The organism is Larkinella sp., assembly GCF_965227735.1.
Lineage (GTDB): Bacteria > Bacteroidota > Bacteroidia > Cytophagales > Spirosomataceae > Larkinella.
The window spans coordinates 3,256,468-3,271,465 of record NZ_OZ245776.1 but is presented as its reverse complement, the minus strand read 5'-3'; the positions used below and the strand labels follow the sequence as shown (position 1 = coordinate 3,271,465).

Sequence of the window (14,998 nt, the reverse complement as noted above, 5' to 3'; positions counted from 1 at the left end):
CTATCACAAACTGCCATGAATGAAAAGAACCTTACTTCCCTTTCCGGCTATGTTCTGCTGCTCATAGCCCTGATTTTACTCGGTGTTTCGGCCTACGGATTTTTTTTACGCGCGTTTTGGCTCGGTGGTCTTTCCTTCTTTGTTTCCATGGTTCTGATGAGCGGACTCGCCGTGATCAATCCGAAAGAAGCGGTCGTGACCACGTTTTTTGGCGATTACACGGGAACGATGAAACAAACCGGTCTTCGGTGGGTCAATCCGCTGTATAGCAAGAAAAAAATCAGCCTGCGCGCCCGCAACCTGAACGGCCAAACGCTGAAAGTGAACGACAAAATGGGAAATCCCATCGAAATTGCTGCCGTCGTGGTGTGGCAGGTGGCCGACAGCGCCAAAGCGCTGTTTGAAGTGGATGATTACACACTATTCGTGCAAATTCAGTCGGAAGCGGCTGTCCGGCACCTCGCGAGCACCTGTGCCTACGACAGCATCGAAGACGAGGACGCTCCGGTTACGCTCCGCGACAGCACCGGGCAGATCAACATCCTATTGGAACAGGAACTGAACGAACGGCTGGAACGGGCCGGGGTCGATGTGCTCGAAGCCCGGATTAGCCACCTGGCTTATGCGCCCGAAATTGCCGGTGCGATGTTGCAACGCCAGCAGGCCACGGCGGTCGTATCGGCGCGCAAGCAGATTGTAGAAGGGGCCGTCGGCATGGTTGAAATGGCCCTGGCGCGACTCGCCGAAAAAGGGGTTGTACACCTGGATGAGGAACGCAAAGCCGCTATGGTCAGCAACTTACTTGTGGTTTTGTGCGGAGAAAAATCCGTTAGCCCAGTCGTCAATGCTGGAACCCTTTACAATTAAGAGTGATGAGTTAAGAGTTAAGAGTTGGCTGACGCACTTGTTTCTGCTTGCGTCAGCCAACTCTTAACTCTTAACTCTTAATTCATCACTAAAGAATGGCTGCGGAGAAAAAAGCATTTGTGTTACGGATCAATCCCGAAACGCTGAAGGAACTCGAGCGCTGGGCGCAGGAAGAGTTTCGCAGCGTGAACGGCCAGATCGAGTATATCCTCAATGAAGCGTTGAAAAAACGAAAGAAAGGTTCGAATTCCGGCCCCAATCCCGACGCCGATCCGGAGGTGGGCTAAACCCGTAGCCCCACTTCCCGAATACCGTCCAGGGTCAAATTCGGAACAATAGCCGCAAAATCAGCTTCTAAAGTTGGAATAGCGGTGGCCATGCCACCCGTGGCAATGGCGATGCAATCGCCGTTCAGTTCGGCCCGGATGCGATTGAGGAGTGAGCGGACCAGGCCTTCATAGCCCAGGACTACACCCGCCTGAATGGCGTGGGCGGTGCTGGTGCCCAGGGCCGATTCGGGCATCACCAGCGGTACTTCGGGCAACTGCGCCGTGGTGGAAAACAGCGACCGTACGGCGGTTTTCAGCCCCGGAGCAATGGCGACGCCGAGCATTTGACCAGCCGCCGAAACCGTCGTGAAGGTTAGCGCCGTTCCGAAATCGACGACGACACAATTCTGTTGGTAGCGCAAGTGAGCGGCCAGCGCATTGGCCACCAGATCGGTTCCGATGGCGTAGGGCCGCAGAATCTGGAGCGGCAGGGCGTGGTAGATCGCCGGGCCAACCACCACCGGTTCCAGACCAAAAAGCCGGGCGAGTGTGGTTTTCAGTGTGGGAGTGAGTTCCGGCACCACGCTGCTAATGACAATCGACTGAATGGCACTGAGGGGAATATTGGCTTCCAGAAACCACAAACGCAGCAGTCGCTCATACCGGTCGCGCTCAGCCGGAACGGCATCCGCATCGCCAAAGGGTCGGTCACTGATGTGAAAAGCCATGGGTTCTTCGAGCAACGAACGCGTCCGCCAGACGTGTCGCCATTGCTGCTGATCGTATAAACCAAAGACGGTATCGGAATTGCCTGCGTCGACGGCGAGGAACATAGAGGGTATGGTATTTCAGTAGAATTGGCAAAGATAGCACGAAACCCGGTTCTGAAAATGAAGTGTTCACGCAAGGCTGTTATTTTTGACACCGGATTTGCTCAACAATCGATTTTACTACGAACCGGAATGACACATTGGATGAAAGGCTTCTGTTGGTTGGTGTTGCTGGGTTTGCTGGTAACGGGCTGTCGAAAAGGCGATCAGGACGTTGCGCCGGACAAACCCCTGACCTGGTTTGACACGTTTGCAAAAGCCCTCGATGATTCCCTGAAAACCAAACAGATCGGCTACGGTTTTGTGATTCTGGAAAAAGGCGAGGTGCGGGCGTCGGGCCGTGGCGGTTTGAAATCCCGAACGACGGAATCGGAAGGAGAGAAAGCCTTTACGCTGGATACCAAAATGCACATGGCCAGCATGAGCAAAACTGTCACGACGATGGCATTTCTGCACCTGGCCACGGAGAAAGGCCTGAAAACCACCGATAAAATTGCCCCCTACCTGCCGCCGTCCTGGCCGAAAGGCGAGAACATCGATCAGATTACGTTCCGGGATCTGATGACGCACCGCAGCGGCATTATTGGGCTGGGCAACAATTGCGTCAATGGGGCTTTTTCCGAAAACATCTGGCCGGGGCTCAAGCAACTCGTGCAGCAGGGCGTCAAAACCGCTAACCGGAGGAATTATTGTTACCAGAATGCCAATTTTGGTTTGTTTCGGGTTCTGATTCCCGGCATTTTGGGCTATTCGTTTACCGGGGACGACAGCATCGACGATCAGCAAACGCAGCAGCGGTACATCGACTACGTCCAGAAAAATGTGTTTGAGAAAGTCGGCCTTACCAACATCCTGGCCAACCATCCGACCGGTGATCCGACGTATACGTATTCCTATTTGATTCCGGGCATAACGGGCTGGAACCCGGGGAGTTTTACCAATACCGTCGGAGCGTATGGCTGGTATATGACACCCACCGAAGCCGGTAAATTGTTTGCCACGGTTTTGTCGACTACCGACCAGAGCGTGCTGACAACCGCCTGGAAAGACACCTTGCTGACGCACCGGCTGGGAACGTATGCTGGTAAGATTCCGGACGGGGCCATCCATTATCACGATGGATGGTGGTATCTGAAACTGGCTCAATACCAGGGCGTCCGCACGGTCTGGATGACGTTTCCCAACCAGGTCACGGTGGTTCTGTTTGTCAATGCGCTGCACCATTCGCGTGGGAATTTTCCGAGCGACGATGGCACCGATATTGTCACGTATCTGAGTCGTGCGTATACGCTGGCCCGGCAGATGAAAGGCGGGCGGAAACCAGTAGAAAAAGTGGTTCTGGAACACGATGAACCACACTGATTCACCCTAAAAAAGGGTGGAAATTAACCCGCTTCGTTGTATCTTTACTGGTTGATTTTCAGGAGATGAGGATTGCTTTGCCGATCGAATGAACGGCACCCGGTTACCAGGTAAACAAAAATACGAATCTATGTACCCGGCATTGCTAATTGCCAGACAGTTTATAAACAAGGGCATTGCCGAAGGCCGTCCCCTGACGCCGATGAAGCTGCAGAAGCTCATTTACATGGCGCACGGGCTGCACTTAGCCCGGCACGAAAAACCGCTGATTGCCGAAAAAGTACAGGCGTGGTCATATGGCCCCGTCATTCCCGACGTCTATACCCGCTTCAAACGGTTTGGGAATAACCCGATTACAACCCCGATCCCCAGCAGTGACTGGGATGAAGAACTGGATCCGCAGGCGCAGGATTCCATCAATTTTGCCTGGGACATTGCCAAAGATTACAACGCCATTCAGCTTTCCAACTGGACCCACGTCGAAGGATCGCCCTGGTATATGTCGGTTAGCCGCAGCGGGGATGGCACACTGGAGCAGGAACCCATCGATAACGACTTGATTAAAGACTATTTCACCGAAATTATCAGACGCGATGTCGGAGAATGAAGGCAGCGAGAAGGCGAAAGAGAACTTCCGGAAACTGATCGAATCGTCGTCGAGCAATCCACTCAACAGCGGACTTTCCCAAAACGAGTTCGAGCAATATGACAAGGAAGAACGCCGGACGCGTCTGGTAGGGCTGGCGCAGGACATTCAGGAGCGGAAGAAATTCGCCCAATGGATTTTCTGGATGGTGGTTTTCTGGCTGGTCGTGATTCTGGGAATTATCATTGCCGAAGGGCTTCATTATCTGGACATTCCGCAGGCTGTCACCATCGCGTTGATCGGTTCTACGACGGTTAACGTAACCGCTTTTTTTGTGATTGTAACCAAGTATTTATTCCCCGGAAAATAAGGATTGTTGTCCACAAAATGCCTTTGCTGGCCCGATCGCGGGCTTTCATGGCACTAAAATGGTTGCAAAGAGAGTAAAGCGAACCGGACCCTCTGCTTTTGGTTATTTAATCCGCCAGCTATGCTTGTCAATACCGCCGTATTTCGGGTTCGTACCTTCGTATTCTTTCTGCTGCTCTTCGTCGGTCGGGTCGCGGTTTCCCAAACCAGTGCTCCGACGTCTTCCGACGCGAAAAAGAATGAAAAACCGCTCCATCTGTTCATCATCGGGAACAGTTTTTCGGGCAACGCAGCCAAATACCTGCGGGAGCTGAGCGACGAAGGCGGTCATGCATTGACCCTCGGCCGGGCCGAATTAGGCGGTTGTTCGCTGCAACGGCATTGGGAAATTGCGGAAGCCGCCGAGGCCAATCCGGACGATCCGAAAGGAAAAGCCTACAACGGCAAATCGCTGAAAATGCTGCTGGCGGAGGGCGTCTGGGATGTGGTGACGCTGCAACAATATTCCATGCTGTCGGGCGATGTGGACACCTACCAGCCCTACGCGAAGAAGCTGGTCGACTACATTCGAAAGCTGCAGCCTTCGGCCAAAATTGTGTTTCATCAAACGTGGGCCTATCGCTCCGATGCCGACGGTTTCGGGCAGGTTGCCGCCGGAAAAATGGCCCGGAGCGAAAAGGAAATGTGGGAGAAATCACGGGCGGCCTACCGCACCATCGCCCGTGAAGTGGGCGCGTCCGTCATTCCCGTTGGCGATGCCTTCTGGCGGATCAGTTCAGACCCCAACTGGGCATACCGAAAAGACGCCAAGTATGATTTTGCTAAACCGCAGGCACCCAATCTGCCGAATCAGGACCATTCCCTGCACGTAGGGTATAGCTGGAAAGACAACAAACTGGGTTTCGATTCGCACCATGCCAGTGCCGCCGGTTGTTATTTGGGGTCGCTGGTCTGGTACGGTTTTCTGTTCAATGAATCGCCCGTCGACCTGAAATTCGTTCCCGAATCGGTTCCCGCCGATTTTGCCGCTCAGTTGAGAAAAACCGCCTGGTCGACGGTGAAAAAGACTGGCAAGGGTGTTAAGAACTAGAAATTACTCCGCTCATCTTTTCGCCCGGCTCTTTCTATGAATCAAATTCCTGCTTCCATTCATCGTTTGGCTAAAAAACTATGGGACTACCACCGGCTCAACCAGTCGCTCCAGCCTGCCGACGCCATTTTCGTCCTGTGTAGCTACGATAAACGGGTCGCAGAACGGGGTGCGCAGCTCTGGCTGGACGGCTGGGCTCCGCTCCTGATTTTTTCCGGTGGCCTGGGCGTGATTACCCGAAACCTCTGGACCGAACCCGAAGCGGATCAGTTTGCCGAAATTGCCCGGAACATGGGCGTTCCGGACGAGGCCATGCTTATTGAAAACCAATCCACCAATACCGGGGAAAATGTCCTGTTTACCCAACAACGGCTTGCAGAGCGCAACCTTGACCCAACTCGTTTTCTGCTGGTTCAAAAACCGTATATGGAACGCCGGAGCTACGCTACGTTTCGGAAGGTTTGGCCCCAAAAACAGGTGCGCGTTACGTCCCCGCAGGCTTCCTACGAGGAATACCTGGAAACGTACTCGAATCCCGAGCTGTCGCCGGAGCAGGTGATTCACATCATGGTGGGGGATTTACAACGGATCAGGGAATATCCCCAAAAAGGATTTCAGATTCCGCAGGAGATACCACAAGACGTCTGGGATGCCTATGAAACCCTGGTGGCCGCCGGGTATGACCAGCATCTGATCAAGACGTAGCGACTTTTGGGCTTGTTCTTTTTTCCCAATTTGTCAACCCACAAAAAAAGCCCCCAGATTCAATGTGACCTCCTCCCGAAAAACGGGAACAATTGCGAACGTAGTCACTACTTCAGACGTATAGGCATAATAATTGTTACATTTTCTCTTAAGTGAACTTCCTAATCTTTTAACCCTTAAGAGCTTATGAATCAGTTTTCCATTATCAAGGTATCTAGTATTATACTGGCGATCGCTGTAGGTTCGTGTTCTAAAACCGAAGACATCGTACAGCCCGATGTTATCCATTGGAATTACGAACACCCTGATTGGCAAACACAGGGGTTTTCGGAATGCGCAGGCACGATTCAATCGCCGGTGGATATTCAAACGAATAGCACCATTAAAGTCGATCTGCCCAATCTGGATTTTAACTACAGCGCTTTTCCAATTAAAATACTAGACAATGGTCATACGCTCCAAGTCAATAATAACGGTACCAATCGAGTTGTTTACAATAAAAAAACGTATGACTTCAAGCAGTTTCATTTTCATTACCACAGCGAACACTTGCTTGATGGCGTAGCCAGCGATATGGAACTACATCTGGTGCATCAGGACCCCTCCTCCGGGGCACTACTGGTAGTGGGTTATTTTCTTAAAAAAGGAGTTGCTAATTCGCTCTTTGAATCCGTGTTGAGTAATTGGCCAAAACAAAAAGAAACGGAGGTGAGTACAACTACCTCCATTGACCTGAATAGCATACTGCCTTCCGATAAACGCTACTACACCTACATGGGGTCGCTGACCACTCCGCCCTGTTCGCAAGGGGTAATGTTTTTTATTGTAAAAACACCGATTGAGGTCTCAAGCGCACAAATTGATCAGTTTAAAGCGCATTATGATCACAATGCCCGGCCTGTCCAACCGCTGAATTCAAGGCTGTTATACGAAGATATTTTGTAAAAAGTGGATGGTTTTCTCTGATACCATCCGGCCGGCAAAGTCTGATCAGGAATGCCGCTACCGGTCCGTTCAGGCCCTATCAAACAGGGTTTGCCTGGGATGCGGGAGATAATAATGATTCTATTTTTTCCAATAATGACTTCATGGCAAATGGCTTCATCAGAAACGCATCCGGGGAAGCTTCATTGGCCCCCTGACGGGCAATCGGCCATTCGGCACCTGAAATTAAGATAACTGGCGTCCTGCTGGTTGACGTTTTCAGTTTCGTCAGAACATCCAGACCACTAAAACGGGGCATTAACAGATCCAGCAAAATCAAATCGGGCTGCTGTTCAGGTCGAAGCCAATTCAAGGCTTCGTGTCCATCCCTGGCCAGAAAGACCTCGTAACCTGCTTTGGATAGGTGAAGCGTTAGGAGCTGGCGGTACGTTGCATCGTCATCGACAATGAGTATTTTCGGTTTCCGGTTTATTTTCTCTTCCACAATCTGTACCACAAGTGTAAGCTGGCTGGTACACGTTTACCAGCCAGGTCTTAGAGTATAGAACGCTCCTCGATCTCAGTTGGTTATGCTAACTTATTATTCGGTCATATTCTCATCGGCCAACTCACTAAAAGATGAGCAGATAATTTCGTTCCAAGGTCCTGGGGTGTTGAATAGCCAGAATCTTTTGAACCGCTTCGGTTCCGGTAGAAATCACAAATCAGGTAAGGGAAAGATAATTGTGGGGGAAATCCAATCGGATCAAGAGCAAAAGTTGTGGAGCATCTTGGATTAAGCATATAACTGCGTCAATCGGTAAAGAAAGAATTCCACATTTTTTACCCCTCTGAACTGGGCTCGGAACGCTTTGATTTTAGCATTGAAAGATTCGGCCGACGCATTGGTGCTGCGGTTGTCAAAATAATTCAGGATTGTCTCATAGTGGTTTTGAATCGAACGGGCCACGGTGTTGAAGGCCTTAAAACCGCACTGCCGGACCTTTTCATGCCATTTAGCCAGACGAGCCAAGCCATAAAGTTTATCGGTCGTATTCTCAAAGATCTGGCTTAGGGCTTGACTGAGATCATAGGCTTTTTTCAGATCAGGGTACCGATCAAAAAGCAGCGTAGCCCGTTCCCGTTGGCTTTCAGTCCAATCACCCGATTTTTTATAAAGCACATACCGGCTGCGGGCCAGCAATTGTTTAAGGGTATCGCCATTGGAAAGCACTGGGGACTCGTACTCACTCTGAGTGGCTTTGGCTTGTTCAAGGGCTTCGTTTTCGGCATCCAGGGCTTCCCACCGGTACTCGACGCGCATTTCCTGAACGGCTTCCAACGCTAATTGCTGGACATGGAATCGGTCGGTGACCTGAGTAGCTCGTGGAAAGCATTTTTTGGCAATCAAAGCCATGTTACCCGCCATGTCCAGGGTGATTTCGGTGACCTTTTTGCGGAGCTTTTCGGGAATTTTCCGGAGAATAGCGATCACGGTTTCCGCTTTTGTACCGGCGATAATGGCTACAATACTGCCCTTTTGGCCTTTGGCTGCTTTATTGGTCAGAATCGTATATAACTCGCCATGCGAAAGGCTAGTCTCATCAATTGACAAATGCGTTCCTATATTTTGGGGATATAACAGCCACTGTTTAGCATGTTTTAGCTGGGACCAGTTCTGAAAATGGCTCAAATGGGTCCGATACTGGCGGGACAAACGTTTTCCGTCAACGCCATATAAACGACCCAGGCTATTGGTACTGTGGGGGAATAAATCCGTCAAGCTGGTTTAAAAAAAGCGCGAATTCTTTCGTCATTCGCGTTCCCTCTGCTACCTGTGACCAATCTCTTTGCTGGATGTGACCGGTCTGGGTATTGAGCCGCGCCACGGTGGCCAGCGACGACGTTTAATATGAAGAAAAACCCGTTTATCACGGATGGGGAAGTCCTGGATGGTAATTTCAGGTAAGAAACCCTTCGATAAAAGAAATGCTTTAGCGGGATCGGACTCCGGGTAGTTTTTCTCTTCCAGATAAACATGAAGCAGATCCGAAGACTTCTCGACACGGGTCAGTTCATAATAGGCTACGATAAAATCAGGTAACAGGTATTCGACTAAAGGTAAGAAACTCTCCAAGACGGTCAGGTTTGATTAAAAACACAAACCTAAAAAAATCCTACGCCCTCCACAACTTTTGCACTTGATCCATCCAATCTCGTTAACCATTTCGTTAACGCAAAAATAAAAAGACCGCTAACGGGATGATCGTTAGCGGTCTACATTTATTGTCAGTTGCCGGGGAAGGATTCGAACCCTCACAAACAGAACCAAAATCTGTCGTCCTACCCTTAGACGACCCGGCAATTGCGAGTGCAAAGATAGCGGTTCTGCACTCAAAAAAGCAAGAGGCTTTTGAAAAAAGTTAAGAGTTATGACTTAAGAATGAAGAGTGGGCTGACGCGCTTTTTTAATTCTTCACTCTTCACGCTTAATTCTTAACTAGTTACACCTTGCGTTTCGGCGGATGGAATAATTTTCTTCACCAGACCCTGAAGCACTTTACCGGGGCCGCATTCCACGAAAACCGTTGCGCCGTCGGCACCCATTGCTTCAACCGATTGCGTCCAGCGGACGGGGGCCGTCAATTGGGCGATCAGGTTGGCTTTGATCACTTCCACATCCGTGGCCGGTTTGGCATTGACGTTCTGGTAAATCGGGCAGCGTGGCTGACTGAATGGCGTCGTCTGAATGGCCTGAGCCAGTTCTTCGCGGGCCGGTTCCATCAGGGGCGAGTGAAACGCTCCGCCCACCTGCAACGGCAGCACGCGTTTGGCACCAGCTTCTTTCAGTTTTTCACCCGCCATCCGGACGCCTTCGAGCGATCCCGAAATGACGACCTGACCGGGGCAGTTATAATTGGCCGGAATCACCACTTCCTTAAACCCGGACCCGGCGGCCACTTCCAGACAAATCCGTTCGATGGTAGCATCGTCGAGCCCCAGCACGGCGGCCATCGTCGACGGGTTGAGTTCACAGGCTTTCTGCATGGCACTCGCCCGTTGCGAAACCAGCCGCAAACCGTCTTCGAAGGATAAGCCGCCAGCGGCCACCAACGCCGAAAACTCACCCAGCGAATGCCCGGCCACCATCGAAACGTCGAACCGATCAGGGGCAAAATCCTCGACGGTTTGGGCCAGAATGACGGAGTGCAGAAAAATGGCGGGTTGGGTCACGCTCGTTTGTTTCAGCTCCTCGTCGGTGCCTTCAAACATGATCTTCGTGATCTCGAAACCCAGAATGTGGTTAGCCTGCTCGAACAGGTATTTCGCTTTTTCGGATTGCTGGTATAAACCCAGTCCCATTCCGGGAAATTGTGCCCCCTGGCCGGGGAAAATGTATGCTTTTTTCATGATCGAAATAAGGTCGTCTGGAACGGGGATTACAGGAATTACAGCGGTAAGCGGATTGAACGGTTTTGCCAATTAATCCGCTTACCGCTGTAATCTGTAAAATCCAGTTCAGGGCAAAAGTAACAGCCTTCCGGTAATTATTCCAAAAGCCGCGCTTTTACCGCCGGAGCGGGAAGGGATCGGGTAATCGAAAAAGTTCAAAATCAACGAGGAGGGCAGGATGAATATACGCTGCTTAGAAAGGGGCTATACGCTTCAGGGGCTTAAAATAATCCTATTCGGATCGCCGAATAACAAAACAAAATCGGTTTACAACCCGTTAGCCGGAGAAACGGAACAACGACCTTTTATTAATTCCAAATAAGCGTAAAAATACGGGGTTTTTTTGGTTCGAATCGCTTTGTGCTGTAGTTTTGACCTCTACGAATCGGTTAATTTTCAAGCCGGTTTACTAAACAAAAATTTCTTTACACGCTATATGTCTTGGGTAACAACAACACTTTCCAGCACCCTCGGTCGCAAAGTTGTCATGTCGCTGACGGGGCTGTTTTTGTGCTCGTTTCTGATTGTCCATTTGGTTGGGAACCTGCAATTGTTCAAAGGCGACGAAGGCCGGGCCTTCAATGAGTACAGCTACTTTATGACCCACAATCCGATCATAAAGACCATTTCCTACTTACTGTACAGTTCGATCATCGTTCATGCCCTGATGGCACTGGTGCTGACGCGCCACAACCAGGCTTCGCGTCCCGTCAAGTATGCCTACGCAAAACCGGAAGCCAACAGCCCCTGGACCTCCCGCAACATGGGTATTCTGGGAACGATCATTCTGGTTTTTATCATCATCCACATGCGGACGTTCTGGTATACAATGCACTTCGGGCCGGTGGTGCTGAACGGTGAAACGATTACGGCCGGAAGCATTCCGCAGGTAACGTACGACGGAGAGCCCATCAAGGATCTTTACGCCGTAACCGTCTTTGCCTTTTCTTACCTGTGGTATGTCGCATTGTATGTGGTGTCGATGATCGCCCTGTCGTTCCACCTGGTGCACGGTTTTCAAAGTGGTTTCCAGACGCTGGGCCTTCGCCACAAGAAATATTCTCCGCTTATTGAATTTTTGGGTACGTACGGATTTGGGATCGTCATTCCGGCTTTGTTTGCCGCCATGCCGGTTTACATTTATCTGAAAGCGCACCATATTCTTTTTTAATTAGAACAGGGTTTTATCGTACAAGTATTGAACCGTATCTGTCTATGTTAGACGTATTAGAAGAGAAAGAAACCGGAATGAAGCTGGAGTCTAAAGTTCCGGAAGGCCCCCTCGCTGAAAAGTGGGCGAAGCATAAATTTAATCTGAAGCTGGTCAATCCGGCCAACAAACGAAAATACGAGGTTATCGTGGTCGGCACCGGTTTGGCCGGAGCCTCAGCAGCGGCCGCTCTGGCCGAACTGGGCTACAACGTCAAAGCGTTTTGCTTCCAGGACAGCCCCCGCCGGGCGCACAGTATTGCGGCTCAGGGTGGTATCAACGCGGCTAAAAACTACCAGAACGACGGCGACAGCGTTTTCCGGCTGTTCTACGACACCATCAAAGGCGGTGACTACCGCGCCCGCGAAGGCAACGTTCACCGGCTGGCCGAAGTCAGTGTCAACATCATCGACCAGTGCGTTGCGCAGGGTGTTCCCTTCGCCCGCGAATACGGTGGCGCCCTGGCCAACCGCTCATTCGGTGGGTCGCAGGTGTCCCGGACGTTCTATGCGCGGGGCCAAACCGGGCAGCAATTGCTGCTGGGAGCCTATAGCGCCCTGAGCCGGCAAGTTGCCAACGGAAAAGTGAAACTGTATCCGCGTACCGAAATGCTCGATGTGGTGATTGAGGGCGGTAAAGCGCGCGGAATCATCACCCGGAATCTGGTTACGGGCAAAATCGAATCGCATTCAGCGCACGCGGTGTTGCTCTGTACGGGCGGCTACGGCAACGTCTTTTACCTGTCGACCAACGCCATGGGTTCCAACGTAACGGCAGCCTGGCGGGCCCACAAAAAGGGAGCCTTGATGGCCAATCCGTGCTTCACCCAGATTCACCCGACCTGTATTCCGGTGAAGGGAAACTACCAGTCGAAACTGACGCTGATGTCGGAATCGCTGCGGAACGATGGCCGGGTTTGGGTGCCGAAAACGAAAGAGATGGCCGAGAAAGTCCGTAAGGGCGAAATCAAGGCGAAAGATATCAAGGAAGAAGACCGCGACTATTTTCTGGAACGACGGTATCCGTCGTTCGGAAACCTCGTGCCGCGCGACGTTGCTTCCCGCAACGCGAAAAATGTTTGCGACGAAGGGCGGGGCGTTGCACCGACGGGTCTGGCGGTTTACCTCGATTTTGCCGACGCGATCAAACGGGACGGCCGGAAGGTGATTGAAGCCAAATACGGCAACCTGTTCGAGATGTACGAGAAAATCGTGGACGACGATCCGTACGAAACGCCGATGAAAATTTACCCCGCCGTTCACTACACGATGGGCGGTTTGTGGGTCGATTACAACCTGATGACGAACGTTCCGGGCCTCTACGCCCTGGGCGAAGCCAACTTCTCCGACCACGGTGCCAACCGCCTGGGCGCATCGGCGCTGATGCAGGGGCTGGCCGACGGTTATTTCGTTATTCCGTATACCCTGGGCGACTACCTGGCGACGATCGGTCCGGCGGATAAAATCGCGGTCACGCACCCGGCTTTCAAGGAGGCTGAGCAGAATGTGCAGGACACGATTGCCCGTATGTTGGCCATCAAAGGCGAGAAAACCGCCGAAGAATTCCACCGGCAGTTGGGTCACATCATGTGGGAATACTGCGGAATGGCGCGGAATGCCGAAGGGTTGGAAAAGGCCAAGAAGATGATTCAGGAGTTGAAAAAAGAATTCTGGAGCAATCTGCGCGTCACCGGCACCGATCTGGAACTGAATCCGGCGCTGGAACAGGCTTCCCGCGTGGCTGATTTCATCGAACTGGGGGAACTGATGGTCGACGATGCGCTGAACCGGAACGAATCCTGCGGAGGACACTTCCGGGAAGAATATTCGACTGAAGACGGGGAAGCCAAGCGGGATGATGAAAACTACACCTACGTAGCCGCCTGGGAATACAAAGGCCCGAATCAGCCTGAAAAGCTGCACAAGGAAGCGCTGAAGTTTGAAACTGTCAAGCTGACACAGCGGAGTTATAAATAAGGTTTTAACGTTTGAGGTTTAACGTTTAAAGATCGATCCGACAGGCATCCTTTTTAAACCTTAAACCTTAAACCTCAGACATAAAAAGAAATGGATATTGCCTTAAAAGTCTGGAGACAAAAAAATAGCCAAACACCAGGCAAAATGGTGGATTATAAATTGTCGGATATTTCGCCGGATATGTCTTTCCTGGAAATGTTCGATGTGTTGAACGAAGACCTGTCGCACAAAGGCGAAGAACCGGTTGCGTTCGATCATGACTGTCGGGAAGGGATCTGCGGATCCTGTTCCATGTACATCAACGGCCGGCCCCACGGTCCGCAAACCGGCACGACGACCTGCCAGTTGCATATGCGGAGCTTCAACGACGGCGACACTATTGTGGTGGAACCCTGGCGGGCGCGGGCTTTCCCGGTTCTGAAAGACCTGATTGTGGATCGCGACGCCTTCGACCGCATTGTGCAGGCTGGCGGCTATGTGTCGGTCAACACGGGTTCGGCCCCGGATGCCAACGAGATTCTGATTCCGCGCGAAGTGGCCGACGAAGCCATGGATGCGGCCCAGTGCATTGGTTGCGGAGCCTGTGTAGCAGCCTGCAAGAATGCATCGGCGATGTTGTTCGTAGCCGCGAAAGTGTCGCATCTGGCGGTTTTGCCGCAAGGCCAGGCCGAGCATCAACTGCGCGCTGAGCGCATGGTTGCCCAGATGGATGCCGAAGGATTTGGTGCCTGTTCATTCACAGGTGCCTGTTCGGTAGAATGTCCGAAATCAATTTCACTGGATCACATCGCCCGGCTGAACCGCGAATACCTGGGCGCCAAACTGGCCTCGAATAACGCATAGATTTCGATTTAAAAGTAAAATGCAAACGCCCGGCTGTCATGGTCGGGCGTTTTTTTGTTACCAATTCGGGTAAATTATAACATAATATGTGACTTCGGGGCGGATTCTGCGTCTGGATTACATAAGCCACTCGGCTGAGTGGACGCAAGTAATTCACCGTAACTATACACATCGCTCTGAAGTCATGGGAATCCTCGTTACAATTTTAGTGGGTGCCGTTGCCGGCTGGCTGGCCGACCTGGTTTTCAAACGGTTTTCGTTTTCAATCTGGCTCCAGATTGTAATTGGTATCGCCGGGAGTTTTGTCGGCAGTTGGGTGTTGGGCAATGACTTGCAGGTCATGTTCGGCCTGCCCGACCTGCTCGCCCGTATCCTGACGGCTTTCCTGGGAGCGCTGGTGATTCTGGGTATTGTGGCTTTCTTCAAAAGCAGACAGAATAGCTGATCGGTTTATTTTATTCGGATCGGAAGATTTCTGTAACTACTATGTGACTTTTCCCGACGTCCTGCGTCT

At 51.5% G+C, this 14,998-nt stretch carries 17 protein-coding genes and 1 tRNA gene; 12 read left to right on the top strand and 6 right to left on the bottom strand.

The features are described 5' to 3' along the window. Positions 1–15 precede the first annotated feature (15 nt). Positions 16–867: an SPFH domain-containing protein gene (locus ACO064_RS12515; RefSeq protein WP_421827683.1), complete on the top strand. Its 852-nt coding sequence runs from the start codon at positions 16–18 to the stop codon at positions 865–867. Between the two features lie 95 nt (positions 868–962). Further along, the gene (locus ACO064_RS12510; protein WP_421827682.1) at positions 963–1,154 is read left to right on the top strand and encodes a ribbon-helix-helix domain-containing protein; all 192 of its coding nucleotides are present in this window, start codon (positions 963–965) and stop codon (positions 1,152–1,154) included. Here the strand turns inward: ACO064_RS12510 and ACO064_RS12505 are convergent. Beyond that, positions 1,151–1,969 carry a type III pantothenate kinase gene (locus ACO064_RS12505; protein ID WP_421827681.1) on the bottom strand — a complete coding sequence of 273 codons (819 nt, stop codon included), beginning with the start codon at positions 1,967–1,969 and terminating at the stop codon, positions 1,151–1,153. The two genes, ACO064_RS12510 and ACO064_RS12505, sit on opposite strands and share 4 nt — an antisense overlap. 141 nt (positions 1,970–2,110) lie before the next feature. On the opposite strand from ACO064_RS12505, the gene ACO064_RS12500 reads away from it, so the two are divergent. The 6 genes from ACO064_RS12500 to ACO064_RS12475 all read left to right on the top strand — a co-directional run bounded on the left by ACO064_RS12500 (position 2,111) and on the right by ACO064_RS12475 (position 7,023). After that, positions 2,111–3,328: a serine hydrolase domain-containing protein gene (locus tag ACO064_RS12500; RefSeq protein ID WP_421827680.1), complete on the top strand. Its 1,218-nt coding sequence runs from the start codon at positions 2,111–2,113 to the stop codon at positions 3,326–3,328. A gap of 130 nt (positions 3,329–3,458) precedes the next feature. Then, the gene (locus tag ACO064_RS12495) at positions 3,459–3,935 is read left to right on the top strand and encodes a Panacea domain-containing protein (protein ID WP_421827679.1); all 477 of its coding nucleotides are present in this window, start codon (positions 3,459–3,461) and stop codon (positions 3,933–3,935) included. Beyond that, positions 3,922–4,284, top strand: coding sequence for a hypothetical protein (locus ACO064_RS12490; RefSeq protein ID WP_421827678.1), 363 nt, complete (start codon positions 3,922–3,924; stop codon positions 4,282–4,284). The genes ACO064_RS12495 and ACO064_RS12490 overlap by 14 nt, the downstream gene beginning before the upstream one ends. A gap of 120 nt (positions 4,285–4,404) precedes the next feature. Further along, the gene (locus ACO064_RS12485; RefSeq protein WP_421827677.1) at positions 4,405–5,373 is read left to right on the top strand and encodes a DUF4886 domain-containing protein; all 969 of its coding nucleotides are present in this window, start codon (positions 4,405–4,407) and stop codon (positions 5,371–5,373) included. Between the two features lie 36 nt (positions 5,374–5,409). Continuing rightward, positions 5,410–6,078, top strand: a complete 669-nt coding sequence (locus ACO064_RS12480; RefSeq protein ID WP_421827676.1) for a YdcF family protein — start codon at positions 5,410–5,412, stop codon at positions 6,076–6,078. 186 nt (positions 6,079–6,264) lie between these two features. Then, positions 6,265–7,023, top strand: a complete 759-nt coding sequence (locus ACO064_RS12475) for a carbonic anhydrase (protein WP_421827675.1) — start codon at positions 6,265–6,267, stop codon at positions 7,021–7,023. 79 nt (positions 7,024–7,102) lie between these two features. Here ACO064_RS12475 and ACO064_RS12470 read toward each other — a convergent pair whose 3' ends face one another. The 5 genes from ACO064_RS12470 to fabD all read right to left on the bottom strand — a co-directional run bounded on the left by ACO064_RS12470 (position 7,103) and on the right by fabD (position 10,413). Continuing rightward, a complete protein-coding gene (locus ACO064_RS12470) occupies positions 7,103–7,507 on the bottom strand; it encodes a response regulator transcription factor (RefSeq protein WP_421827674.1) in 405 nt (134 codons plus the stop codon). A 291-nt stretch (positions 7,508–7,798) separates the two neighbouring features. Beyond that, positions 7,799–8,785: an ISAon1 family transposase gene (locus ACO064_RS12465; protein ID WP_421827673.1), complete on the bottom strand. Its 987-nt coding sequence runs from the start codon at positions 8,783–8,785 to the stop codon at positions 7,799–7,801. Positions 8,786–8,833: 48 nt separating this feature from the next. Then, entirely contained in the window at positions 8,834–9,139 is a 306-nt protein-coding gene (locus tag ACO064_RS12460) for an ISAon1 family transposase N-terminal region protein (RefSeq protein ID WP_421825547.1), read from the bottom strand. Between the two features lie 156 nt (positions 9,140–9,295). Beyond that, positions 9,296–9,366 (bottom strand) — tRNA-Gln (locus tag ACO064_RS12455). A gap of 132 nt (positions 9,367–9,498) precedes the next feature. Continuing rightward, positions 9,499–10,413, bottom strand: a complete 915-nt coding sequence (gene fabD / locus ACO064_RS12450) for an ACP S-malonyltransferase (RefSeq protein ID WP_421827672.1) — start codon at positions 10,411–10,413, stop codon at positions 9,499–9,501. A 478-nt stretch (positions 10,414–10,891) separates the two neighbouring features. On the opposite strand from fabD, the gene ACO064_RS12445 reads away from it, so the two are divergent. From ACO064_RS12445 to ACO064_RS12430, 4 genes are all read left to right on the top strand, one after another. After that, a complete protein-coding gene (locus ACO064_RS12445; RefSeq protein WP_114409977.1) occupies positions 10,892–11,626 on the top strand; it encodes a succinate dehydrogenase cytochrome b subunit in 735 nt (244 codons plus the stop codon). 77 nt (positions 11,627–11,703) lie between these two features. Next, a complete protein-coding gene (locus ACO064_RS12440) occupies positions 11,704–13,641 on the top strand; it encodes a fumarate reductase/succinate dehydrogenase flavoprotein subunit (RefSeq protein ID WP_421831018.1) in 1,938 nt (645 codons plus the stop codon). 90 nt (positions 13,642–13,731) lie between these two features. After that, positions 13,732–14,484, top strand: coding sequence for a succinate dehydrogenase/fumarate reductase iron-sulfur subunit (locus ACO064_RS12435; RefSeq protein ID WP_150876924.1), 753 nt, complete (start codon positions 13,732–13,734; stop codon positions 14,482–14,484). Positions 14,485–14,668: 184 nt separating this feature from the next. Further along, positions 14,669–14,929 (top strand): GlsB/YeaQ/YmgE family stress response membrane protein, encoded by a 261-nt coding sequence (locus tag ACO064_RS12430; protein ID WP_421827671.1) that lies wholly within the window; start codon positions 14,669–14,671, stop codon positions 14,927–14,929. The last annotated feature ends 69 nt before the right edge of the window (positions 14,930–14,998 follow it).

Coding starts and splice junctions, on each gene's coding strand:
- ACO064_RS12485 (WP_421827677.1), top strand. CDS start 4,405: ATGCTTGTCAATACCGCCGTATTTCGGGTTCGTACCTTCGTATTCTTT.
- ACO064_RS12445 (WP_114409977.1), top strand. CDS start 10,892: ATGTCTTGGGTAACAACAACACTTTCCAGCACCCTCGGTCGCAAAGTT.
- ACO064_RS12490 (WP_421827678.1), top strand. CDS start 3,922: ATGTCGGAGAATGAAGGCAGCGAGAAGGCGAAAGAGAACTTCCGGAAA.
- ACO064_RS12505 (WP_421827681.1), bottom strand. CDS start 1,969: ATGTTCCTCGCCGTCGACGCAGGCAATTCCGATACCGTCTTTGGTTTA.
- ACO064_RS12515 (WP_421827683.1), top strand. CDS start 16: ATGAATGAAAAGAACCTTACTTCCCTTTCCGGCTATGTTCTGCTGCTC.
- ACO064_RS12440 (WP_421831018.1), top strand. CDS start 11,704: ATGAAGCTGGAGTCTAAAGTTCCGGAAGGCCCCCTCGCTGAAAAGTGG.
- fabD (WP_421827672.1), bottom strand. CDS start 10,413: ATGAAAAAAGCATACATTTTCCCCGGCCAGGGGGCACAATTTCCCGGA.
- ACO064_RS12495 (WP_421827679.1), top strand. CDS start 3,459: ATGTACCCGGCATTGCTAATTGCCAGACAGTTTATAAACAAGGGCATT.
- ACO064_RS12430 (WP_421827671.1), top strand. CDS start 14,669: ATGGGAATCCTCGTTACAATTTTAGTGGGTGCCGTTGCCGGCTGGCTG.
- ACO064_RS12480 (WP_421827676.1), top strand. CDS start 5,410: ATGAATCAAATTCCTGCTTCCATTCATCGTTTGGCTAAAAAACTATGG.
- ACO064_RS12510 (WP_421827682.1), top strand. CDS start 963: ATGGCTGCGGAGAAAAAAGCATTTGTGTTACGGATCAATCCCGAAACG.
- ACO064_RS12475 (WP_421827675.1), top strand. CDS start 6,265: ATGAATCAGTTTTCCATTATCAAGGTATCTAGTATTATACTGGCGATC.
- ACO064_RS12435 (WP_150876924.1), top strand. CDS start 13,732: ATGGATATTGCCTTAAAAGTCTGGAGACAAAAAAATAGCCAAACACCA.
- ACO064_RS12500 (WP_421827680.1), top strand. CDS start 2,111: ATGAAAGGCTTCTGTTGGTTGGTGTTGCTGGGTTTGCTGGTAACGGGC.